The 20,105-nt window shown below is 65.5% G+C and carries 19 protein-coding genes; 5 read left to right on the plus strand and 14 right to left on the minus strand.

Going from position 1 to position 20,105, the window contains the following annotated elements:
• Positions 1-32 precede the first annotated feature (32 nt).
• Together AC1DLO_RS07455 and AC1DLO_RS07460 are read left to right on the plus strand one after the other, a co-directional pair.
• Complete coding sequence (locus tag AC1DLO_RS07455) at positions 33-2,681, plus strand: DUF4118 domain-containing protein (RefSeq protein ID WP_476889015.1); 2,649 nt, start codon at positions 33-35, stop codon at positions 2,679-2,681.
• Positions 2,678-3,355, plus strand: coding sequence for a response regulator (locus AC1DLO_RS07460; protein WP_476889016.1), 678 nt, complete (start codon positions 2,678-2,680; stop codon positions 3,353-3,355). Before AC1DLO_RS07455 ends, AC1DLO_RS07460 begins: the two co-directional genes overlap by 4 nt.
• On the opposite strand, the gene AC1DLO_RS07465 is transcribed toward AC1DLO_RS07460, so the two are convergent.
• The gene (locus AC1DLO_RS07465) at positions 3,345-5,204 is read right to left on the minus strand and encodes an ABC transporter ATP-binding protein (protein WP_476889017.1); all 1,860 of its coding nucleotides are present in this window, start codon (positions 5,202-5,204) and stop codon (positions 3,345-3,347) included. The two genes, AC1DLO_RS07460 and AC1DLO_RS07465, sit on opposite strands and share 11 nt — an antisense overlap.
• A 100-nt stretch (positions 5,205-5,304) precedes the next feature.
• On the opposite strand from AC1DLO_RS07465, the gene AC1DLO_RS07470 reads away from it, so the two are divergent.
• The 3 genes from AC1DLO_RS07470 to AC1DLO_RS07480 all read left to right on the plus strand — a co-directional run bounded on the left by AC1DLO_RS07470 (position 5,305) and on the right by AC1DLO_RS07480 (position 7,170).
• Entirely contained in the window at positions 5,305-5,787 is a 483-nt protein-coding gene (locus AC1DLO_RS07470; protein ID WP_476889018.1) for a MarR family winged helix-turn-helix transcriptional regulator, read from the plus strand.
• 26 nt (positions 5,788-5,813) lie between these two features.
• Positions 5,814-6,509, plus strand: a complete 696-nt coding sequence (locus AC1DLO_RS07475; protein WP_476889019.1) for a maleylpyruvate isomerase family mycothiol-dependent enzyme — start codon at positions 5,814-5,816, stop codon at positions 6,507-6,509.
• A 121-nt stretch (positions 6,510-6,630) separates the two neighbouring features.
• Positions 6,631-7,170, plus strand: coding sequence for a hypothetical protein (locus AC1DLO_RS07480; protein ID WP_476889020.1), 540 nt, complete (start codon positions 6,631-6,633; stop codon positions 7,168-7,170).
• Between the two features lie 23 nt (positions 7,171-7,193).
• Here AC1DLO_RS07480 and AC1DLO_RS07485 read toward each other — a convergent pair whose 3' ends face one another.
• The 13 genes from AC1DLO_RS07485 to AC1DLO_RS07545 all read right to left on the minus strand — a co-directional run bounded on the left by AC1DLO_RS07485 (position 7,194) and on the right by AC1DLO_RS07545 (position 20,035).
• Positions 7,194-8,288 carry a hypothetical protein gene (locus AC1DLO_RS07485; RefSeq protein ID WP_476914444.1) on the minus strand — a complete coding sequence of 365 codons (1,095 nt, stop codon included), beginning with the start codon at positions 8,286-8,288 and terminating at the stop codon, positions 7,194-7,196.
• 229 nt (positions 8,289-8,517) lie between these two features.
• On the minus strand, positions 8,518-10,020 hold the full coding sequence (locus AC1DLO_RS07490; RefSeq protein WP_476889022.1) for an aldehyde dehydrogenase (NADP(+)): 1,503 nt from the start codon (positions 10,018-10,020) through the stop codon (positions 8,518-8,520).
• Positions 10,017-11,540, minus strand: coding sequence for an FAD-dependent oxidoreductase (locus AC1DLO_RS07495; RefSeq protein ID WP_476889023.1), 1,524 nt, complete (start codon positions 11,538-11,540; stop codon positions 10,017-10,019). The genes AC1DLO_RS07490 and AC1DLO_RS07495 overlap by 4 nt, the downstream gene beginning before the upstream one ends.
• Positions 11,537-11,863, minus strand: a complete 327-nt coding sequence (locus AC1DLO_RS07500; protein WP_476889024.1) for a (2Fe-2S)-binding protein — start codon at positions 11,861-11,863, stop codon at positions 11,537-11,539. The genes AC1DLO_RS07495 and AC1DLO_RS07500 overlap by 4 nt, the downstream gene beginning before the upstream one ends.
• Positions 11,860-13,119 (minus strand): NAD(P)/FAD-dependent oxidoreductase, encoded by a 1,260-nt coding sequence (locus tag AC1DLO_RS07505; protein ID WP_476889025.1) that lies wholly within the window; start codon positions 13,117-13,119, stop codon positions 11,860-11,862. The genes AC1DLO_RS07500 and AC1DLO_RS07505 overlap by 4 nt, the downstream gene beginning before the upstream one ends.
• Positions 13,116-13,844, minus strand: coding sequence for a GntR family transcriptional regulator (locus tag AC1DLO_RS07510; protein ID WP_476889026.1), 729 nt, complete (start codon positions 13,842-13,844; stop codon positions 13,116-13,118). The genes AC1DLO_RS07505 and AC1DLO_RS07510 overlap by 4 nt, the downstream gene beginning before the upstream one ends.
• Positions 13,841-14,794 carry an ornithine cyclodeaminase family protein gene (locus AC1DLO_RS07515; protein ID WP_476889027.1) on the minus strand — a complete coding sequence of 318 codons (954 nt, stop codon included), beginning with the start codon at positions 14,792-14,794 and terminating at the stop codon, positions 13,841-13,843. Before AC1DLO_RS07515 ends, AC1DLO_RS07510 begins: the two co-directional genes overlap by 4 nt.
• Positions 14,791-15,792 (minus strand): proline racemase family protein, encoded by a 1,002-nt coding sequence (locus AC1DLO_RS07520; protein ID WP_476889028.1) that lies wholly within the window; start codon positions 15,790-15,792, stop codon positions 14,791-14,793. The genes AC1DLO_RS07515 and AC1DLO_RS07520 overlap by 4 nt, the downstream gene beginning before the upstream one ends.
• Positions 15,793-15,968: 176 nt before the next feature.
• Positions 15,969-16,874: a dihydrodipicolinate synthase family protein gene (locus AC1DLO_RS07525; protein ID WP_476889029.1), complete on the minus strand. Its 906-nt coding sequence runs from the start codon at positions 16,872-16,874 to the stop codon at positions 15,969-15,971.
• Between the two features lie 164 nt (positions 16,875-17,038).
• Positions 17,039-17,911, minus strand: a complete 873-nt coding sequence (locus AC1DLO_RS07530; RefSeq protein ID WP_476889030.1) for a substrate-binding periplasmic protein — start codon at positions 17,909-17,911, stop codon at positions 17,039-17,041.
• A 42-nt stretch (positions 17,912-17,953) separates the two neighbouring features.
• Positions 17,954-18,607, minus strand: a complete 654-nt coding sequence (locus AC1DLO_RS07535) for an amino acid ABC transporter permease (protein WP_476889031.1) — start codon at positions 18,605-18,607, stop codon at positions 17,954-17,956.
• A complete protein-coding gene (locus AC1DLO_RS07540; RefSeq protein WP_476889032.1) occupies positions 18,604-19,248 on the minus strand; it encodes an amino acid ABC transporter permease in 645 nt (214 codons plus the stop codon). Before AC1DLO_RS07540 ends, AC1DLO_RS07535 begins: the two co-directional genes overlap by 4 nt.
• A 1-nt stretch (position 19,249) precedes the next feature.
• The gene (locus AC1DLO_RS07545; RefSeq protein ID WP_476914445.1) at positions 19,250-20,035 is read right to left on the minus strand and encodes an amino acid ABC transporter ATP-binding protein; all 786 of its coding nucleotides are present in this window, start codon (positions 20,033-20,035) and stop codon (positions 19,250-19,252) included.
• Between the last annotated feature and the right edge of the window lie 70 nt (positions 20,036-20,105).

Consider the following 20,105-nt stretch of genomic DNA (forward strand, 5'->3'; position numbering starts at 1 on the left):
CCAGCGCGTTCAACAAGTGAAAGAATGACCACATGGCACGGGCAACGCTGCGCATTTTCCTCGGGGCAGCCCCGGGGGTCGGGAAGACCTACGCCATGCTTGAAGAGGCCCACCGGCTGAGCGGACGCGGTGAAGACGTGGTGGTGGCTTTCGCCATGGATCACGGACGCAGCGACACCCGTGCGTTGATGGACGGGCTGGAAGTCATCCCGCCCCACATCATCGCGTACCGGGACACCACGTTCGAAGAGATGGACGTCGATGCGGTCCTGGCACGCAAGCCGCGCGTCGCCGTCGTCGATGAATACGCCCACTCGAACATCCCTGGAAGCCGCAATCACAAGCGCTGGCAGGACGTCGAGGAACTGCTCGACGCCGGCATCAACGTCCTCTCCACCGTCAACGTCCAGCATCTTGCGTCCCTCGGTGACGTCGTCAGCGCTATCACCGATGTGCGGCAGGCAGAGACAGTGCCCGACGACGTCGTGCGGCGCGCCGATCAGATCCACCTCGTGGACATCTCACCGGAGCTGCTGCGGCAGCGGCTGGGCGACGGCAAGATCTATGCGGCGGACAAGATCGACGCCGCGCTGTCCAACTATTTCCGGATGGGCAACCTGACGGCATTGCGGGAACTGGCACTGCTCTGGCTGGCTGATCGGGTAGATGAAGGGCTCGCGAAGTACCGTTCGGAGCAAGGAATCGAGGCGAGCTGGCCCGCCCGGGAACGGATTGTCATTGGCCTCACCGGAGGGCCCGAAGGGGAGGTCCTGGTCCGGCGCGCCGCCCGGATCCTCAAGCGCGTCAACGGCGGCGACCTGCTCGCCGTGCACGTCCGTGCCTCCGATGGCGTGGCCTCGGAATCGCCGCAGGCACTGGAAGCCCAGCGCTTGTTGGTCCGGGATTTGGGCGGCAGCTACCACACGGTGGCAGGGGAGGACCCCGCGAAGGCCTTGCTTGACTTCGCGCGCAGCGTGAACGCGACGCAGATCGTCGTCGGGATTTCCCGGCGTCGGTCCCTCGTGGGCAGGCTGACCGGCCGGGGGATCGGCAACCGGGTGGTGCGCGACTCCGGAGACATTGACGTCCACATGGTGTCGCATCCCTTGGGCGGCAGGGGCGTCGACCGTCCGCGGCAGCGGGACCTCGGCCGGACGAGAGTCACGATAGGTTTTGCGCTCGCCGTGATTCTTCCGGCCCTACTGCAGCTTTTGCTGGCCGCGAGCCCTTCGCACAACATCGCGACGGCCGTGCTCCTCCAGCTGACTGGCGCTGTGGCCGTGGCTTTGGTGGGCGGGTTGTGGCCCGCGCTGCTCGGTGCCCTGTGGAGCAGCCTGTTGGTGAATTTCTTCTCCATTCCGCCCGTGGGCACCCTGACCATCAGCGACCCCGAGAATATCTTGGCATTGCTGGTTTTCGTGGGTGTTTCAGCCGCTGTGGCCGCCGTAGTGGACGTCTCCGCCAGGCGTTCCAAGGAGGCTGCACGGGCCAGGGCTGAGGCCACTACCCTAGGAGATCTCACGCGCGGGGCATCGAGCGCTGAGGACACCGTGGAAGGACTCTTGAAGCAGGCGCTGGACGTGTTCCAGATGCGCGGCGCGGCCCTGTTCCGGGCGGCTGGGGCCGGTTCCACTGGCGCGGCTGGCGGCGGCTGGCGCCTCGTCGCCAAGGCCGGGGAGGCCGCACGCCTTTCTCCCGACGTCGGCGACAACACCGAACAAATCGACGCCGGAACCCGTCTGGTCCTGTCCGGCCGCATTCTGCCTGCAAGCGACCGCCGGCTGCTTAGCGCTTTCGGCGCCCATCTTTCGGCCCAGCTCGAGCGGCGACAATTGGCAGCTAGCCGCCGCGAAGTCATGCGTTTGGCCGAGAGCAACACCATGCGTACCTCCATCCTGCGGGCCGTCTCCCATGACCTGCGGACTCCGCTGGCAGGGATCAAATTGGCTGTGGGCGGTTTGAGGCAAAGCAACGTCCACTACACGCCGGAGGAAGAGCAGGAACTGTTGGCAACCATCGAGGAATGCTCGGACAGGCTCGACGTCCTGGTGGGGAACCTCCTGGACATGTCCCGCATTACCTCGGACTCGGTGAACGCGCTCATCCGCCCGGTGCGCTGGTACGACGTGATTCCGGCGGCCCTGCATGGCATTCCGCCGGGACGGGTTCGCGTTGACCTGCCGGGAAACATGCCGGTGATCGACGCCGACGCCGGGATGCTGGAACGCGTCATTGCCAACATCGTGGAGAACGCCGTCAAATACGCGCCGGACTCCGACGTCGTGCTGGTGGGGGCCGCCGGCGGACTCAGCTCCTCAACCCTGGACGGGAGACCGTCCGGAGAGCTTCGCATCATCGATCACGGCCAAGGAGTCCCCGCCGAAAGTGTTGTCAGGATGTTCCAGCCGTTCCAGCGGCTCACCGACGTCCCTTCCACCACCGGTGTTGGCCTTGGGCTCGCCGTTGCCAAGGGATTCTCGGAAGCGATGGGAGGCACGCTCACCGCGGAAGAGACTCCGGGTGGTGGCCTGACCATGGTCATTCGGCTGCCGCTGTCTACCGGAGTCGCGTTTCCACACGAGGAAGCTCAGGCTCCCATGGAAGCGCAATCGGTGCTCTTCGAGCGCCGCCACATGCCGCCGTCGGGCAGTCCCAGTGACGCCCCGCGGGAGGCGAGATGAGCAACGTCCTCGTGGTGGACGACGATCCGCATATCGTCAAGGCCCTGCGGATCACGCTCCAAGCTCACGGTTATACCGTGGCCACCGCGTCCGACGGCGAATCGGCCTTGCGCTCAGCAGCCCAGCATCCGGTGGGCGTTTTGATCCTTGACCTTGGCTTGCCGGATATTGATGGAACCACGGTCATCACCCGACTGCGTGCGTGGAGCAACGTGCCCATCTTGGTCCTTTCCGCCCGCCATGGTTCGGACGACAAGGTTGAAGCGCTGGACGCGGGTGCGGACGACTACATCACCAAACCGTTCGGGCTCGACGAGCTGCTGGCACGCCTCCGGGCGATCCTGCGGCGCAACGCGGATCCGGGGGAAGAGCCGCCCGTGCTGGTCACCGGTTCGTTCACGGTGGACCTGGCCATGAGACGTGTGACGCGCGAGGGCGCGGACGTCCGGCTGACGCCGACGGAGTGGAGGATCCTGGATCTCTTCGTGCGGAATCCGGAGAAGTTGATCACCCAGCAGCAGCTCCTCAGTGAGGTCTGGGGCCCGGCCTATGCCAAGGAAGCCAACTACCTGCGCGTGTACATGGCCCAGCTCCGACGGAAGCTGGAACTGGAGCCCGGGAACCCGCGCCACCTGATCACCGAGGTGGGGATCGGATACCGGTTTATGCCGTGAACTCCATCGTTTCCCTGGCCTCGACGAGCCGGGCATAGGCGCCGCCGGCATCGCGAAGCTTGCCAGGCGTTCCGACCTCGATGATGGCACCCCCGGCCAGCACCGCCAGCTGGTCCGCCTTCTCCACGGTGGAGAGCCTGTGGGCGATGGTCAGAGTAGTCCGGCCAACGGCCAGCCGGTCGAGCGCGGCCTGAACCTGGGACTCAGTGGCGTTGTCCAATGCGGAAGTAGCCTCGTCGAGGACCAGAACTTTCGGATTGCGCAGGATGGTCCGGGCAATCGCCAGGCGCTGTTGCTCGCCGCCGGAGAACCGGTGGCCCCGGGCGCCGACCACGGTGTCCAAGTCGTCGGGCAGGCCCGCGATCAGGTCCGCGATCTGCGCGGAGGCCAGCGCGCTCCACAGGAGTGCGTCGTCCGCGTGCGGTGCGGCGAGCAGTAGGTTTTCCCGAATGGTGTCGTGAATGAGGTACGTCTCTTGGGACACCACACCCACGATTTTCGTCAGGTCCGCCGGGGCGATGTCGCGGACATTCACGCCGTCAATGGTGATCCGCCCGGCGGTGGCATCATGCAGGCGTGGGACCAACGAGCCCAACGTCGATTTCCCGGAACCCGTGGGGCCCACGATTGCGGTGCTGCTGCCTGCCGGGAGCACAAGGTCGATGCCGCGCAAAACTTCAGTGCCGCCGTCGTACGCGAAACGGACGCCCTCAAAGCGGACCTCGCCACGCACTGTGGCCGGGTCCAGGGGGACAGGCTGTGCCGGGGCTGTGATCTCGGGGGTCAAGTCCAGGTATTCAAAGATCCGGCTGAACAAGGCCATCGCGGTGACCCATTGGACCCCGAGGTCCAGCAGGCTCATGATGGGGCGGAAGATGGCTGCTTGCAAGGCAGTGAACGCCACGAGCGTGCCAATGGTCATACCGCCACTGGTGGCCGGCAATCCGGCAGCCAGGTAGATCAGCGCCGGAATGGCGGAGAAGATCAGGCCCATGGTGGCCATCCGCCAGCGGCCGGCCAGTTGCGAACGCATCTCCAGGCCGATCAGCCGTCTGGAGCTTTCCGTGTAGCGGTAGGCGTCGCGCCTGGCGGTTCCGAGGGTTTTGGAGAGCCGGACGCCGGAGACTGACAGCCCTTCCTCCACCTGCGTGTTCATCGTGGCCAGTTCGCTCTGCAGCGTGGACGTGATGTTGCGCCGGAGCAGGGCCACCCGGCGGGTGAACCAGACGGCTGGCGGGATCACTACAAGCGACAGCAGCGAAAGTCCGGGTGAAATGGCCACCATCGCAATCGCCGTGGCAATGGCCGTGGTCAGGTTGGAGGCGACGCCAGTGGCGGTGGACGTGATGACTTGCTGCAGGCCAGCGATGTCGTTGTTCAACCGCGACTGCACCTCGCCGCTGCGGGTCCGGGTAAAAAATCCCAGCGATTGCCGCTGCAGGTGCGTGAACAAGCGCGTGCGCAGCGTGTGCATGATCTTCTGGCCCATGCCCGTGGTCATCCAGGTTTGCACCACGCCAATGAGCGCGGTTGCGGCGGCTACGCCGATCAATCCGGCAGCCAGCCAGGCGAGAAGCGGCAGATCCCTATCGGGCAACGCGACGTCGATGATGTGGCGGACCAGGAACGGCTGCGCCAAGCCGATGATGCTGGAAGCGCTAATGAGAAGCACGACGACGGCGATGGTCGCCTTGTGCGGTGAGAACAGTCCGGCAATCCGCTTGAGACTGACGGGATGTCGTTTCAGCTGGGTGCGGTCGGCGGGATTAGGGCGGGCAGGACCGCGGCCGCCGTTTCGGATCGCGGAGCCCGGCGCTGCGGGATTGTGGCTGTGGATGTTCTCCGTCATAAGCACCACCTCCAGTGGTGAATGGGGCGCGGGAATCGCGCTGAGTAATACAGAGGTTACCTCACTATGTGGTTACGGGTCAAATTGCTAGACTGGCGACATGCACTCACAGCCCTCTGATTCCGCCGATCTCGGCGATCTCTTCCATGCCGCTTTCCGGGGGCTGCGCCGAACCTGGGCCGAGCAGTTGGCTCCGTGGGAAATGACGCCGCACCAATGGCGGGCGCTCATGACCCTGATGCGACGGCGTCCGGCAGGTGACACGAAGGCCGGCTCGCTCATAGCGCCGGAAGACCCATCGGCCGGTGAACCGATGCGCCTGAAAGACTTGGCCGAACGGTTGCGCATTGCGCCACGTTCGGCCACGGAGGTGGTGGACCAGCTCGAGGCCAAGGGCCTCGTCCGTCGCGACCCGGATCCCACGGACCGGCGGGCTACCCTGGTGGCCGCCACGGCCGCCGGGCAGGAGCTCTTTGCGAAGATCAGTGCCGAACGGCGCGGCAAGTCCTCCGAGTACTTTGGCCGGCTCAGCGCAGAGGACCGCGCTGAGCTCGCGCGGATTCTGGGTCAGCTGGGGGGTTGAGGCTAACGGCGGTTTATGCTCAACCCATGTCGCCCGATCGCTACCTTGCCGAACTGTCCACCTGCGTCGATCAACTTCGCGTCCTTGCCGGACAAGCTGAAGAAAAGCTTGCGCATTCGGTTCCCGCATGTCCGGGTTGGACACTCGATGGACTTTTCGGACACCTCGGCTCGATCGAACGATGGGCTGCGGAGATTGTTCTTGGGGGGAAGTTCGTCGAGGAACCCCCTGCCCCGTCCGTCGGCGCCGCAGAGTGGTTCCTCAAGGGGTCGAACTCCTTTCTTGACACAATGGCGAGCGTTGATCCCGGGAAGGAGTGCTGGACGTTTGGGCCCTCTCCGCAGAAGGCCGGATTCTGGCTCAGGCGCCAGGCGCACGAACACTCCATCCACCTTGTTGACGCATGCTCGGCATCGGTTTTGGAGGCCCCAGCCTTTAGCGAGGACTTCATGCTCGATGGAATCGCTGAGGTCTTGGAAATGTTCACCCCGCGCCAGTTGCGGCTGGGGCGGATGCCGCAGCCGGAAGCGGCCGTGACCTTCAATGTCCAAGGATCGGGCAGCTGGGCAGTCGGTACGGGGCCGATCGCGGCATCGATTTCCGCACCTCTGCGCAGCATGTACCTCGGTCTCTGGGGACGTTCGGACCTCGTGGACACCGCGCTCATCGAGGGCGACGTTTCGCTTGCGCTCCGTGTCCTGCAAGGGCCAATCACGCCCTGAGAACCCTTGGACGTCCAAGCGGCTGTGGATATGGTCGTGATCGTTGGTGCGGCCTGGCCTTGTGACTCGGCCAGGCCGGACCTTTCTCCCAAGTTGGCGCTCAGTAGGTAGAGTCGAAGCCATGACTCGCCGGAAGGTTCCAGTTGCCCTTGTCGAGATTCCTTTCGCTTTGTGCCTGATCGCACTTGCCGCGGCAGGGACTGCAGTGGCGGCGCCCTGCGATTCGCCGGGCCTTCTTGGACTGGTGGGTGCGTGCTCTCCAAGTAGCTCTCCAACTCCCCGGCCGTCGGGCAAACCCACCGAGCCAGGTACGCCCAGTCCGCCGGCTCAACCGCAACCCCAGCCTGATCCTGGAGCTACTACTCCGGCTGGTGGGGCCCCGCCTCCGTCGTCGGCGGTGACCGTGGAGCCGGTCCCCACCAAGGCCGCGCCATCAGCTACGACAGGGGGCACAGCGCCGTTGCCGATTGCCACTCCTCCGGCTCCTTCGGCTCAGAACTCAGCGTCGGCGGCGGGCCCAAGGTTTGACCCCGGCGGCCCTGCCCGGAACAGTCAGCCCGTAGCGCCCACCTTTTCCGTGGCCGGGTTGCTGGTGGCCTTCGGCGGAGCGCTGATCACCGCCGGTGGCATGGTGGGCCTCAGACGGTATCCGCCGCTGTAGGCGCGAACCCCTGCACGCCTCCGTCAGCGCGTTCTCCGCTGGCCGAGCATTTGCGGGTCGTCTGGCTTCACGTCCTTGGAGGTGCGGTTCTTCGGCCGGTACGGCATGGTGGGTTCTGAGGGGAATCGCCGCGGGCCACTCCACATCGATGGCGGGGCGTCGATCGCGTAGGCGAGGGCATACGCCACCTTTTCGTAGTTGACCCGCCAGCCCCTGAAGTGGGGCCAGGCTTGCTCTGCTGTCACTTCAAGCGGGTAGTCGACGGTCCGCATGAGTTCCACTGCTGCTTGGAAGTCTTCGAAAGTCACGTCGAGTGGGGAATCGGGATCGGGGTCCTCGTCGACCGGGATACGAATGGCCCGCGCCACTTGATTCAGGCAGGTGAACCCCATTCGAAGAACCAGGCGCGCCCGGGTGCTCGGTGCAGACCCCGGACTCAGCGAAAGTTGCAACGCGGCCGCATCCATCACGCTGAGGAGCGAATTGAGCCAATTCGACTGCGGTGCAGGTGAACGGAACCACACCAACGTGAGGTAGGTGCTGTGCGATTCGGCTACATCGGCGGCCCATCGCTCCCACGTGCGGTAGAGATCGCTCAGCTCGCTGGTGCTGTTTTGAGCCGCCATGCCGAACCGTGTGCGCACCAGAAGCTCAGGTCCCCACGACGGTGAGCCCGCCCTCGACACGAGAAGCGTTACTTCTGCTTCACGCCTGTTGAAGGCTGCGTAGAGCGTTGGCAGGTAGCCAATCTGCAAAGCGATGACGATCAGCCCGGTATACGCGGCTACGTAGACCAATACTGTGTTGCCAAAGTTCGACGGCGCTGCGTAGCCGAGCGTGAACATCGCGGAGCCAGCCTCGCTGGCAGCTAGCCAGATGTCACCGTCGACGAAGGGAAGAAGCAGGAGGCTGAACGACAAGTCGAACAGGATCACCCAGACAAGCAAGCGGACGAATAACGACATCGGAGACTGCCAGGCAAGGATCCGATCGCGTACTTCGTACGAGGTGACGGGTTTTGTGACGGCAAAAAACATCTTCGCCGTGACCATATGGGTCACCCGTGAAAGATTGCTGTGCAGCGGCCGCGGCACTATCAGCGTTCCGATGACACTCATCCAGTTCAGGAGCAGCCCAACCAACCCGACTGAAAAACACGCCCACACGATTACTGTCAATACACTCTTTCGACGACGCCGGACACCGATTCAGCCATTGACCAAGGGAAGGGACAAAGCTGGTGAGGCTCGTATCATTCATGCACCTGCGGATCTTGTCAAGGGCACCACGGGGTGAAGGTGGCCCGAGGGCAAGCAAGAGCCGAGCCGGCCGGTCCCGAGCGGACTACTACCCCTCCCGTCGCCCGTCCACAAGGCGCGGTACTCCCAGGGGATTCTCCTCGCGCAAGGATTCAGGCAGCAAGTGCTGCGGGAATCCCTGATAGGCGATCGGCCGCAGGAAACGCTCGATCGCGGCAGATCCCACGGACGTGCTGCCGGCCGCAGTCGTCGCCGGGTAGGGCCCGCCGTGCTGCTGCGCATAGGTGACCGAGACGCCGGTAGACCACTGGTTCCAGAGGACCCGCCCGGCCTTGCGTGCGAGGATCTCTACGAGCCCGGCCACCTTGCAGGAATCCGTGCCGTGGATTGTCGCAGTCAGTTGCCCCTCGAAAGTCTCAGCGATCTGCGGAAGCTGGGACTCGTCGTCGTACGCCACCACGACGGCCGTGGGGCCGAAGCACTCGGCCTGGAGAGCATGCGGTTCGGCGAGCATGTCCGCGGCGGTCGTGAGCAGGAGCGTGGGACTGGGCGGGTCGGCCAGAGGATCGGAGCCTTGGGCCAGGACCTTCACGCGGTGGTTGGCCTGCAGCTCCTGAAGCACTTCGGCGTAGCCGGACTGGATCCGATCGTTGAGCAATGGCGCTGCCGGCGGCAGGGCGGCGTCGCGCAGTGCGTCCACCAGGCGGGATCCCGCCGGGACGAACAGCGTGCCGGGCTTGGTGCAGAACTGTCCGGCGCCGAGGGTGAAGGAACCGACGAAGCCCTCGGCGATCTCCGTGCTGCGGTCAGCGGCCGCGGCTTCGGTGACGAAGACCGGGTTGTTGCTGCCCAGCTCGCCGAAGAAGGGGATGGGCTCCGGCCGAGAGCTTGCGATGTCGAACAATGCGCGCCCGCCCGGAATGGAACCCGTGAAGGCGCCGGCCTTGATCCGCGGATCCCGCAGTGCGGCGGCCCCGGCGGCGGTACCGGTGATGAGTGCGAAGGTGCCCTCGGGAGCGCCCTCAGCAGCAAGGGCGGAGGTGACAACCTCTGCGGTGAGCAAGGAAAGCTGTGGATGGCCCGAGTGCGCCTTGAGCAGCACGGGGCTTCCGGCGGCAAGTGCCGAGGCGGTGTCTCCACCCGCCACCGAGAAAGCGAAGGGAAAATTGCTGGCGGCGAACACGACAACCGGCCCCAAGGGCGCCAGAACGCGGCGAAGATCGGGCCGCGGAGCACCCATGGGCCAGTCGGCGTCGGCGTGGTCGATCCGGGCGTCGAGGTAACCGCCATCGCGCAACAGTTCCCCGAACAGGCGCAGCTGGAAGGTGGTGCGCTTGAGCTCACCGCGGAGGCGGCCCTCGGGCAGGCGGGTCTCGCGCTGGGCCACGGGGACCAGTTGGTCCGCGGCCGAGTCGAGGGCGTCGGCGACGGCGTCGAGCAGCTTTGCGCGTTCGGCAGGCCGCAAGGCGGCGAGCGGCGACGCGGCGGCCTGGGCAGCGGCGAGGAACGATTCCAGTTCGGTGTCAGTAGTGGGCGCTACGGCGCTCGCGTTGGAGTGCTTGCCGGGCGTGTTTTGGGCGACGGTGGTCATGCTCGGTCTCCTTTCAGGAGGGAATTCGTGGGGTCTTCGTAGTCGGCGTCAAGCGCGGCGAGCTCGCTTATGCCCACGGGCGCAGCGAGGGGCCGCTTGGCGGCGCTGGACAGGGATTCGGCGGTGGGCGAAGCGCCCGGCCCGGCTCCAAGGCAGGCTGATGCGAAGCCGCAAACCCGGCCTTGGCACCAGCCCATTCCGGCGCGGGTGAAGGACTTGAGGCTCCTGGCATCGCGGGCACCCAGGCTCTCCCGGGCTTCGGTGATCTCGCCGGCGGTGACTTCCTCGCAGCGGCACACGGTGGTCTCCGGAGTGAGCCAGTCCTGCCAGGCAGCGGGAACCGGATGGGCCCGGTGCATTGCCTCCGCGAAACGCCGATGCCGCGCAGTGGTCTTCTCTGACGCAGCGGTTTTTTGCGGCAAGGCGGACCCGCCCGCCGCGGCGGTGCCCGCTGCGAGGCCCTCAAGTACGGCCAACGTAGCGCCGCCGACGCCGGTGACCTCACCTGCGAGATACAGGCCCGGGACGCTGGACTGCTGGCGCTCGTCGACGACGCCCACCAGCGAGCCGTCCGTGTCGAGCCGGGTTTCGACGCCGAAAGATAGCGGCAGCTCCATCTGCGGCGTGAAGCCCCAGCCGAAACCCACCACGTCTACGTCCTCGTGCACGCGCTCTGTTCCAGGCCGGACGCTGCCGTCAGCATCGACCTTGGCCGTGCGCACCCCGGACGCATGATCCGCTCCGAGGGATCCGGATCCGAGGACCTCGGTGACGATGCTGCGTGTGCGGTACGGAATCCGATGCCGGGCGAAGACTGCGGCGTACTCCGCTCCCTCAAGTGCCTTCTCCGGCACTCCTGCGGCAGCACGCAGATGCGGCAGCCAGGCGGTCGGGGAAGAGGACTCAAGCACCGCGAGGACCTTGCCGCCAGCCGCGGCGACATTCGCGGCAACCGGGAGGAGGAAAGGACCGGTTCCAGCGATTACGAAGCGTTTCCCGGGCAGAATTCCGTTGGCCTTGATGAATGCCTGGATGCCACCGGCGGCCATCACACCGGGAAGATCCCAGCCGGGAACGGGCAGTTGGCGGTCGTAGCCGCCGGGACACAGGACGAGGCGGCGCGCGACGACGGTTCGGGCGCCGGCGGCGCTTCCGTCCGAAGCAGCTTCCGCGACGGTGGGCGTCGTGCGCAAGGTGAAGCCGGCGTCGTCCCCCTGCGCTGGCTGGTTTTGCTGGGCCATCCAAACCTGGAGTCCGGGAAGGTACGTGATCCGCCCTTGGTGGCGAGCGGCGTCGAACCTTGCGCGGAGGTCAAGGTAACTCTTCCACCCGTGGTGTCCCTGGCCATCCGGCACCGGCACAACGGTCTCAGGCCGGTGCCGCCAGAACTGGCCGCCCGGCTGGGCGCCCGCGTCTACGAGCACCACGGTGGCTCCGGACTCGGCAGCCGCAACAGCGGCGGCAAGCCCGGCGGGACCCGCGCCTACGACGGCGACGTCCGCGCTGACGATGGGCGTCATGATCGTCCTCCGGCTTCTTCCGAGGGATCCTCCGGGCATGAGCCCTCAATTTCCATGCCCTCGCGAACCTCAACAAGGCACGCGCGCTGGTTGGCGGCGCCGTCCACCGTCAGCAGGCAGTCGAAACACACGCCGATGCCGCAGAACAGCCCCCGGGGCCGCTCGCCTTTGCGTGTGGCGCGCCAGGCTGTGATGCCTTGGGAGGTCAAAGCAGCGCCGACGCTCTGGCCCGGAGATGCTTCAAGCGGCCGCCCATCAAAGCTCACGCGGACGACGCCGCCGATCGCGGGCGTCTTTGCCGCGCCTCGTGCTCGGGTGCTCATGCTGTGGCCTCCTCTCGGTGTTCCGCGGACTGGGGTGAAGTGGAATGGTGGGCGGGTTCGCTGGCAGGGAGCTCGCCGAAGCGGGCCGGAGCGAAAGGTGAAAGATCGAGGTCCGGGGTTTGGCCAACGAGCGCCTGGGCGAGGAGCTTGCCTGTTCCGGCAGAGAGTCCGATCCCGGCGCCTTCATGGCCGGCAGCGTGCCAGAGCCCGGGGGCGCGCTCGTCGTGCCCGATCACCGGTAAGTGGTCCGGGCAGTACGGGCGGAAGCCGTGATAGTGACGGATGGCCTTGACATGTTTCAGGAAAGGGAAAAGCGCAGTGGAATTGCGGGCCAGCAGGCTCAGCGCATCGGTGCTCACCGTGCGGTCGAAGCCCACCCGCTCACGCGTCGAACCGATGAGGATGGTGCCGCTGGGGGTGCCCTCGACCACGGGCGAGCCCTGGAGGCCGGCGTCGGAACTGCCGACATTGTCGATGTACTCGGCCGCGTAAACCTTGTGGTGGACCATCGGCGGGAGTGGCTCGGTGACCATGACGAATCCGCGCCGGGGGAGGACCGGCACGCTGACCCCGGCCAGCGCGGCGAGCTCGCCCGCCCAGGTGCCCGTACAGTTCACCACCGCGTCCGCGAAAAAGTCCCCGCGGGGAGTCTTAACGCCGGTGACGCGGCCACCGTTGGCCGAGGAACCACCGCTTGAGGAACCACTTCTTGAGGAACCACTGCGCAGGAAGCCGGTCACGGGAGTGTCCGCAAGGAATCGTGCTCCCGCCTCGGTTGCGAGCCGGACGAGGTGGGCCGCGACGAGCATCGGCTGGACTTGGCAGTCCTCAGAGTAGCTTGCGCCGCCCAGGGCTTCGCGGGAAATATGCGGCTCGGCCTCGCGCAGCGCATCTTGGTCCAGTTCCTCTACCGCCACTCCATAACCCGTCTGCACGGCCATGACGCGGTTCAACGAAGCGAGGCTGCTCTCGCGCGAGGCTACGATGATCCCCCCCTTGGATTCGAATTCCCAGAGCTTCTTGTGTTCCCCAAGGTCTTCGTGCCAGACCCCCAGGGAGTAGCGGGTGAGCTCAAGCTCAGGGCCGAGCTCCTTGTCCGAGACGAGGATGTTCCCCTCGCAGGCGGAAGAGGTGCCGCTCGCAGGCAGTCCCTTGTCGATGACCGTGACCGAGAGGCCTTGCCGGGCGGCGAAGTAGGCGGTAGCCGCCCCGATGACCCCGGCACCGATGACGAGGACGTCGCTGCCTTGGTTCATGTCTGTTGCTCCTCGGGTGGTGTCTCGTTCTCGCCCGTGGCCCAGAGGCCGCGGGCGTGACCGATGTGGCGGCGCATGAGTTCGCGGGCGGCGTCGGCGTCGCCGGACTCTATGAGGTCAAGCAGTTCATGGTGTTCCTGGGCCGAGTCGGCCAGGCGGTTGCTCTCGCTCAAAGTCTTGAGCCCGTACATGCGGGTTCGGGTACGCAGGCTGGTGGCGAGTTCAACGAGCTGGTTATTGCCCGAATAGCGGAGCAATTCAGCATGGAAGTCGCGGTCTGCGACGAGATAACCGGCAAGATCCCCTTCTCGCGCGGCCTCGACGATATTGTCTGCCAGCGAGCGAAGTACCGTCATACCCGACGGCGGGACCGTTCCGGCGACGTCGGCCATGACAGGCGGCTCAAGAAGCAGCCGGATCTCAGTGATCTCGTCGAGCTCGCGATCGCTCATGCTGGTGACGCGGAAGCCCTTGTTCTTCACCGTTTCCACCAGACCTTCGCGGGTCAGGTCCATCATCGCCTCGCGCACTGGAGTGGCCGAGACGCCGAAGGCCGCGCCGAGCGCGGGTGCTGAATACATCGTGCCTTCTTCGAGGGTTCCGGCGATGATCGCCGCGCGAAGCGACTCGGTGACGGATTCGCGGAGGCTGCGCTGGCGGCCCAGAGGTGCGATGGGAAGCTTGTTGTTGGCTGGCACGGTGAGCACTCCTTGTGCAGGCGTCATGGTCTGGTGCCTCCTTCATACACCAAGGCCGCCGTCACGAGGTCCTCCCATGCCATGCCCACACCTGCGTACACGCAGGGCCGGCCCGGAATCCGTTCGAACTCGCCATTGACCAGCTCCCGCAGATTGGCTGGTTGGATGGATTTCCATTCCTCGACGCTGCGGGCAGGAATGAGATCTCCCGCTTCCCGCCAGGCCGAGGCCCGCCCCTCCACCACGACGTCGGCTCGCCGCACCAGCGAGGCGTCCACCTCACGCGCGTCCAGGCCGTGCTGGCCCACCGCAGCGACGACTGCGCCAGGAGCCACCAGAGCGCCGTCGAACAGCGGAGTACGCGACGACGTCGTGCAGAGCACCACATCGGCGCTCGATACCTCTGCAGCGCTTGCCGGACGGACCTTGATTCCCTCTAAGGCAAGCTGCTCGATGAGGACCCGTACGCGCTCGGGGCGCTGGCCGACGACGGCGAAGCTCGCCTCCGGGAACACGGCGCTCGCCGCCCGGAGGTGGTTGAGGGCCTGGACCCCCGCGCCAAAAACGAGCACGTGCGGCGTTCCAGGAGCACCGGTTCCGCTGCCGGGATCCGCGGCGAGAATGTGTTTCACGGCGAGGAGGGTGGTGGCAGGAGTGCGGATCGCCGTGAGCTCGTTGCCATCCATCGTGGCCAGGGGAGCCAACGTTTCCGAGTCGAGCAGCAGGTAGATGCCTTGGATCTTCTCGAGTCCGCGCGCGGGGTTTCCGGGGGCCACAGTGAGGGCTTTGATCCCGCTGTAGGGTTGGCCGACCGCTGGCATGAGCAGGAACTCGCCGCCCGGAGCGGGGCTGAACAGGCGGGGGCTGTCCTCCTCCGGGTCAACGCCATCCCGGAGCGCGTGCTCGAGTGCGGCGATCGCCGTCGTCCATGGGGCCGCCGCCCGCACCGCCGCAGCATCGAAGTATGGGAGCGTCACAGCAGGAACCCTTCCGGGAACGGATCAGTGGGATCGAGGAAGTACTGCGCGGTGCCCGTGAGCCAAGCCCGTCCAGTGACGGTGGGGACGACGGCGGGCCGGCCGCGCACCTCGGTCTCTTCGACCAGCCGACCGATGAAGCGCGAACCGATGTAGGACTCGTTGATGAAGTCTGTGTCCAGGGCGAGTTCGCCGCGCGCGTGCAGCTGCACCATGCGGGCGCTGGTGCCGGTGCCGCAAGGGGAGCGGTCGAACCAGCCGGGGTAGATGGCCATGGCATGGCGGGAGTGCTCCGCCGTGGAGCCGGGGGCCTTGAGGTAGACATGGTGGCAACCGCGGATGTCTTGGCGCTCGGGGTGGACAGGCTCGTCGTCGGCGTTGATGGCGTCCATGATGGCGAGTCCGGCCCTGAGGAGATCATCCTTGCGGGAGCGCTCGAAGGGCAAACCGAGGCTGTCCAGGTCGACTATCGCGTAGAAATTGCCGCCAAAAGCGAGGTCGTAGGCAACGGTGCCGTAGCCGGGGACCTCAACCGCGGCGTCGAGGCGGTCCACGAAGGAAGGCACATTGCGGATCGTCACGGACTCGGCATGCCCGTCCTTGACCGCCACCTCGGCGATCACCAGGCCGGCTGGCGTATCGAGCCGCACCGAGGTGACCGGCTCGACCACCTCCACCATTCCAGTCTCCACCAGCACTGTTGCGACGCCGATGGTGCCGTGCCCGCACATCGGCAGGAGCCCGGAGACCTCGATGAAAAGGACGCCGAAGTCCGCATCCGGCCTGGTGGGAGGCTGAAGGAGGGCGCCGCTCATGGATGCGTGGCCCCGCGGCTCGGTCATAAGCAGGGTGCGGATCCAATCGCTGTTCTCCATGAACCACAGCCGGCGCTCGGCCATGGTGGCACCGGGGATCGTCCCGATGCCGCCCGTAATGACGCGCGTGGGCATGCCCTCGGTGTGTGAGTCCACGGCGTGGAAGATGCGGCTGGTTCTCATCGAGTGCTCCTTCTGGTTGGTCTAGGTCCCCGTGCCTGCTTCGCCGGGCAACGGCCCTTCGGCGTCGCTTAGCGCATATGTCCCTTCCCGAAGGACCGCGGCCCGGCTTGTGCGTCTCCTACCAAATGCTCGCTCACCTTTGGCGGGTTTTGCGGAAACGCTCGTTCACCTCTTGTTTATTTGTAACCCTTCGCGAGGGCTGCTTCTGTGTCGCGGATAACGGCGTCGCGGACTGCGGGGGCGAGCGGTCCCCGGGGTGGGCGGCAGGCGCCTCCGTGAAGGCCAACGATATCCATGGACAGTTTGATGGACTGGACGAACTCTGTCTTGCTGTCCCAACGCAGGAGCGAGTGCAGATCGCGGTAAATCTCGCGGGCGCGATCCAGGTCAGAGACGTCGCCCGAGGTTGAAAGCCGGTAGAGCTCCAAGGTGGATTCCGGAATCGCGTTGGGGTAGCCCGCCACCCAGCCGACGGCACCGGCCAGGCCCATCTCGACGACGGTGTCGTCGGTGCCGATGAGAAGGTCCACCTCAGGCGCGAGTTCCTTGATTTCGTAGGCGCGGCGCACGTCGCCCGTGAATTCCTTGACGCCGACAATGAGGCCTTCGCCGTGGAGACGGGCGATGAGCTGCGGAGTGAGGTCCACTTTGGTGTCGATCGGGTTGTTGTAGGCCACGATCGGCAGCCCGACGGCGGCTGCGCGGCGGTAGTGGTCCACCACCTCGTCGTCGTTGGCGCGGTAGGCATTCGGAGGGAGCAACATGAGCGCCTTGGTGCCCGCCTCGGCGGCTTGTTCTGCCCACCGCTGCGTCTGCAGCCCGCCGTATGCGCCGATGCCGGACATGACGGTGAAGCCTTCGGGTGCAGCCTCGACCGCCGTCGTAATGACGCGGGCGCGCTCTTCATCGCTCAGCGTTTGGTACTCGCCCAGCGATCCGTTGGGGGCTACGCCGTCGCAGCCTGCGTTGGCCAGGAAGCGGACGTGCTCAGCGTAGGCGTCGTAGTCGATGCTGAGATCGTCCTTGAACGGCAGCGCTGTGGCGACGAGTACGCCGTGCCAGGGCTTGCGGGTTTCAGTCATGGTTGGTCCTTTCGATGGGGCACACGCGGCGCCGTCATTGTGCTGCCGTGAGCTACCTCACAGCCTAATCTACCATGTGACATTGCACAGGTGGTCGAGGTGGGTGCCGGGCCGAAACCCGGCACCCGGGGTTTGCTGACTTACGTCAGCTGGGAGGCAGTGGGCTAGCTTGCGGGAACGACGTACTGCTTGTCGGCGACCTTCCCAAGTCCTTCGGACAGGCCTGCGTCGGTCAGGAGCTTGGTGATAGTGCCGTCCGCGCGCTGTGAACTGATGCCGGCGTTGAGTGCGTCCTGCAGGCTCTTGTTGCCTTTGGTCATCGGGAACGCGGCTTCGGGTGCGTGGGCGATTGCCCCGACACGTGCGTCCGGCTTCTCGTTCGCGAGTGCGACCTTGACTGCGGAGGCGCCCTTGAACTGAAGCACCTGCACGCCATAAGCGTCGACGTCGGCGTCCAGGCGGCCGGCGTCGAAGTCCGCCTTGAGCTCGACGCTGCTCGGGTAGGTGACCAGCTTGTCGCCCAGGATCTTCTTGAGGTCCTCAACCCAGAGGTAGCCGTCGATCGTGCCCACCTTGTTCATCTTCTCGAGGTCGGCGACGGTGGTGGCGCCAGACTTGGAAACGATGCCCATGCCGTCGAGATACGTGGAAGCGGAGAAATCGACGGCCTTGAGGCGCTTCTCGGTCGCGTCGATGGTGCCCACCGCGAGGTCGATGTTGCCGCCGGAAATGGACTGCACGGCATCGGCATAGGTGGCCTGCTGGTAGGCCGGTTCGAGGCACTCGTCCTTGGCAATCTTGCTGACGATCGCGATGTCGATTCCGTTGGGCTTGCCGCTGTTGTAGCTGCTGAACGGCGGGATGTCGATGACGCCCACCGTGAGCTTGCCCGGCGCAACAGTCTGGATGCCCTGGTGTTTCGGGGTGCACGAGGCTGTACTTGCGCCCGAAGATCCACCGCAGGCGGTCAGGCCGAAGCTGAGTGCGATCGCGCTGGCGGTCAGGATGCCGGCGCCTTTGAGGCGAGGGGTGTTCATGGTTCCTCCTGGTGATGTGGGGGTGCTGCGGGATGGGGGTGGTTAGGTGTGCCGGGCCATGCGCTTCTCGAAGAAGACGGTGATCCACGTGGCCGGCATGGAGATGGCGGCGTAGCAGAGGCCGGCGAGGGTGAAGATCTGTAGGTAGTTGAAGTCCTGGCTGCCGATGTTGTATGCCGACTTCATGAGCTCGGGGACCGCGATCGCGTACGCCAAGGACGTCCCTTGGAACATCTGGATCGCGACTCCCATGAGCCCCGGGATCGCCGAGCGCATGCCTTGCGGCATGATGACCCGGAAGAAGGTGTCGCGCTGGGACAAGCCAAGCGCGTTGGAGGCCTCAAGCTGTCCGCGGGCCACTGATTGGATTCCTGCCCGCATGATCTCGCTCGAGTACGCCGCCGAGTTCCAGGTAAGGGCGAGGCAAGCCGCAGTGATGCTTTCGAAGGCGATCCCGAACTTCGGCAAACCGTAGTAGAAGAGGTAGAGGATCACCAACGCGGGTGCGCCGCGGCCAATTTCGACGACGGCGAGTCCCAGGGTGCGGACGGCCAGGTTCTTGGCGGTCACCATGAGGCTGAGTGCCAGTCCCAAGGGATAGCCGAAGAAGATCGAGATGCCGGCGATCAGGAGGCTGACGCCGAGGCCGGACATCATCTGCGGGAGGTAGCCCGCCCATTCTGTTAGCCAGGTCATGCGTAGATGGCCTTCCTCATGCGGGAATCGAGTCGACGGGACAAGTAGGCCACCGGCAGGCTCAGGACGATGTAGAGGATGCCCACGATGATGTAGGGCAGGATTCCCTCCACCGTGGGATGCTGCCGGGCGAAGGCCTGGGATTGGAAGACCATTTCGGTGACGATGATCGTGGAGGCGATCGAGGAGTCCTTGAGCAGGCCGGTCAGGTAGGTGGCGATGGAGGGGGAGACGATGCGGAAGGCCTGCGGGACCATGACTCCGTAAAACGTGGTCCCCCGTCCCAAGCCCAGGGCATGTGCTGCCTCGCCTTGGCCGCGCGGCACCGACTGCAATCCGCCCCGGTAGATCTCAGCCAGGTAGGCGACGGACACTGTGCCGAGGCCCACTATTGCGGCACCCACCGGGTTGAACTTGAAGGTGCCGATCTGGATGCCGAACTTGAGGAGGAACAGCCACACGATGATTGGTACTCCGCGGACGAGGTCCACGAAAAGCCGGCAGGCGAGCCGAACCAGAACGTTCGACGACGACAAGCCCACCGCGAGCGGGACGGCACCAATGATGCCGATCGTGAACGCCGACAGCGTCAGCATGAGGGTCATAGGCAGCCCTTGAAGGACTGCGGAAAGCGCGTCCATATCAGCGCTCCAGCACGGCCCGCAGGAAGCGTCGGGTGCGGGCCTCCTGCGGATCGCTCATGATGGCCCGGGGATCGCCCTGCTCGATGATCTTGCAATCGGCCATGACCACGAGGGTGTCGGAGACGTCGCGGGCGAACTGCATCTCGTGGGTGACCACGATCATGGTCATGCCATCGGCGGCAAGCTCACGCATGACGGCCAGGACCTCAAGCCCCACCTCAGGATCGAGCGCCGACGTCGGCTCGTCGAAGAGCATGATGCCCGGATCCAGCGCAAGGGCACGGGCAATCGCGATGCGCTGTTGCTGGCCGCCCGAGCAGCGCCCGGGGTGTTGGGACGCCTTCTCTTTGAGGCCCACCCGCTCAAGCAGTTGCATGGAGCGTTCGTCAGATTCCTCTTTGCTGCGTCCGAGGACTTTCTGCTGCGGGAAGCTGATGTTCTTGAGTGCGGACATATGCGGGAACAGGTTGAAGGACTGGAACACCATGCCCACCGTGCGCCGCAGGGCCGCGAGGTCCCGGCTGTTGACTTCCTTGCCGGGCTCAATGGTGTGCTGGCCTACTTGGATGGTCCCGGAATCAGGACGCTCCAGGAGATTGGTGCAACGCAGGAAGGTGCTTTTGCCCGCACCGGAGGGGCCGATAAGGGCAGTGACAGTTCCCGGCTCGACGTGCAAGGAAACATCATCAAGGACGACGTGGTCGCCGTAGCGCTTCGAGATGTTGTCCAGCTTAATGCCGAAACGGGGCGCGATCCTGCCGTCTGCGATTTCTGAAAGGGTCATAGTGATCTTCCATGTGGGGAGCAAGTGAAACTAGACGATGTGGTCCATGTCACGTGATATGTGAAATGGT

The organism is Arthrobacter sp. 01T419 (genome assembly GCF_056398865.1).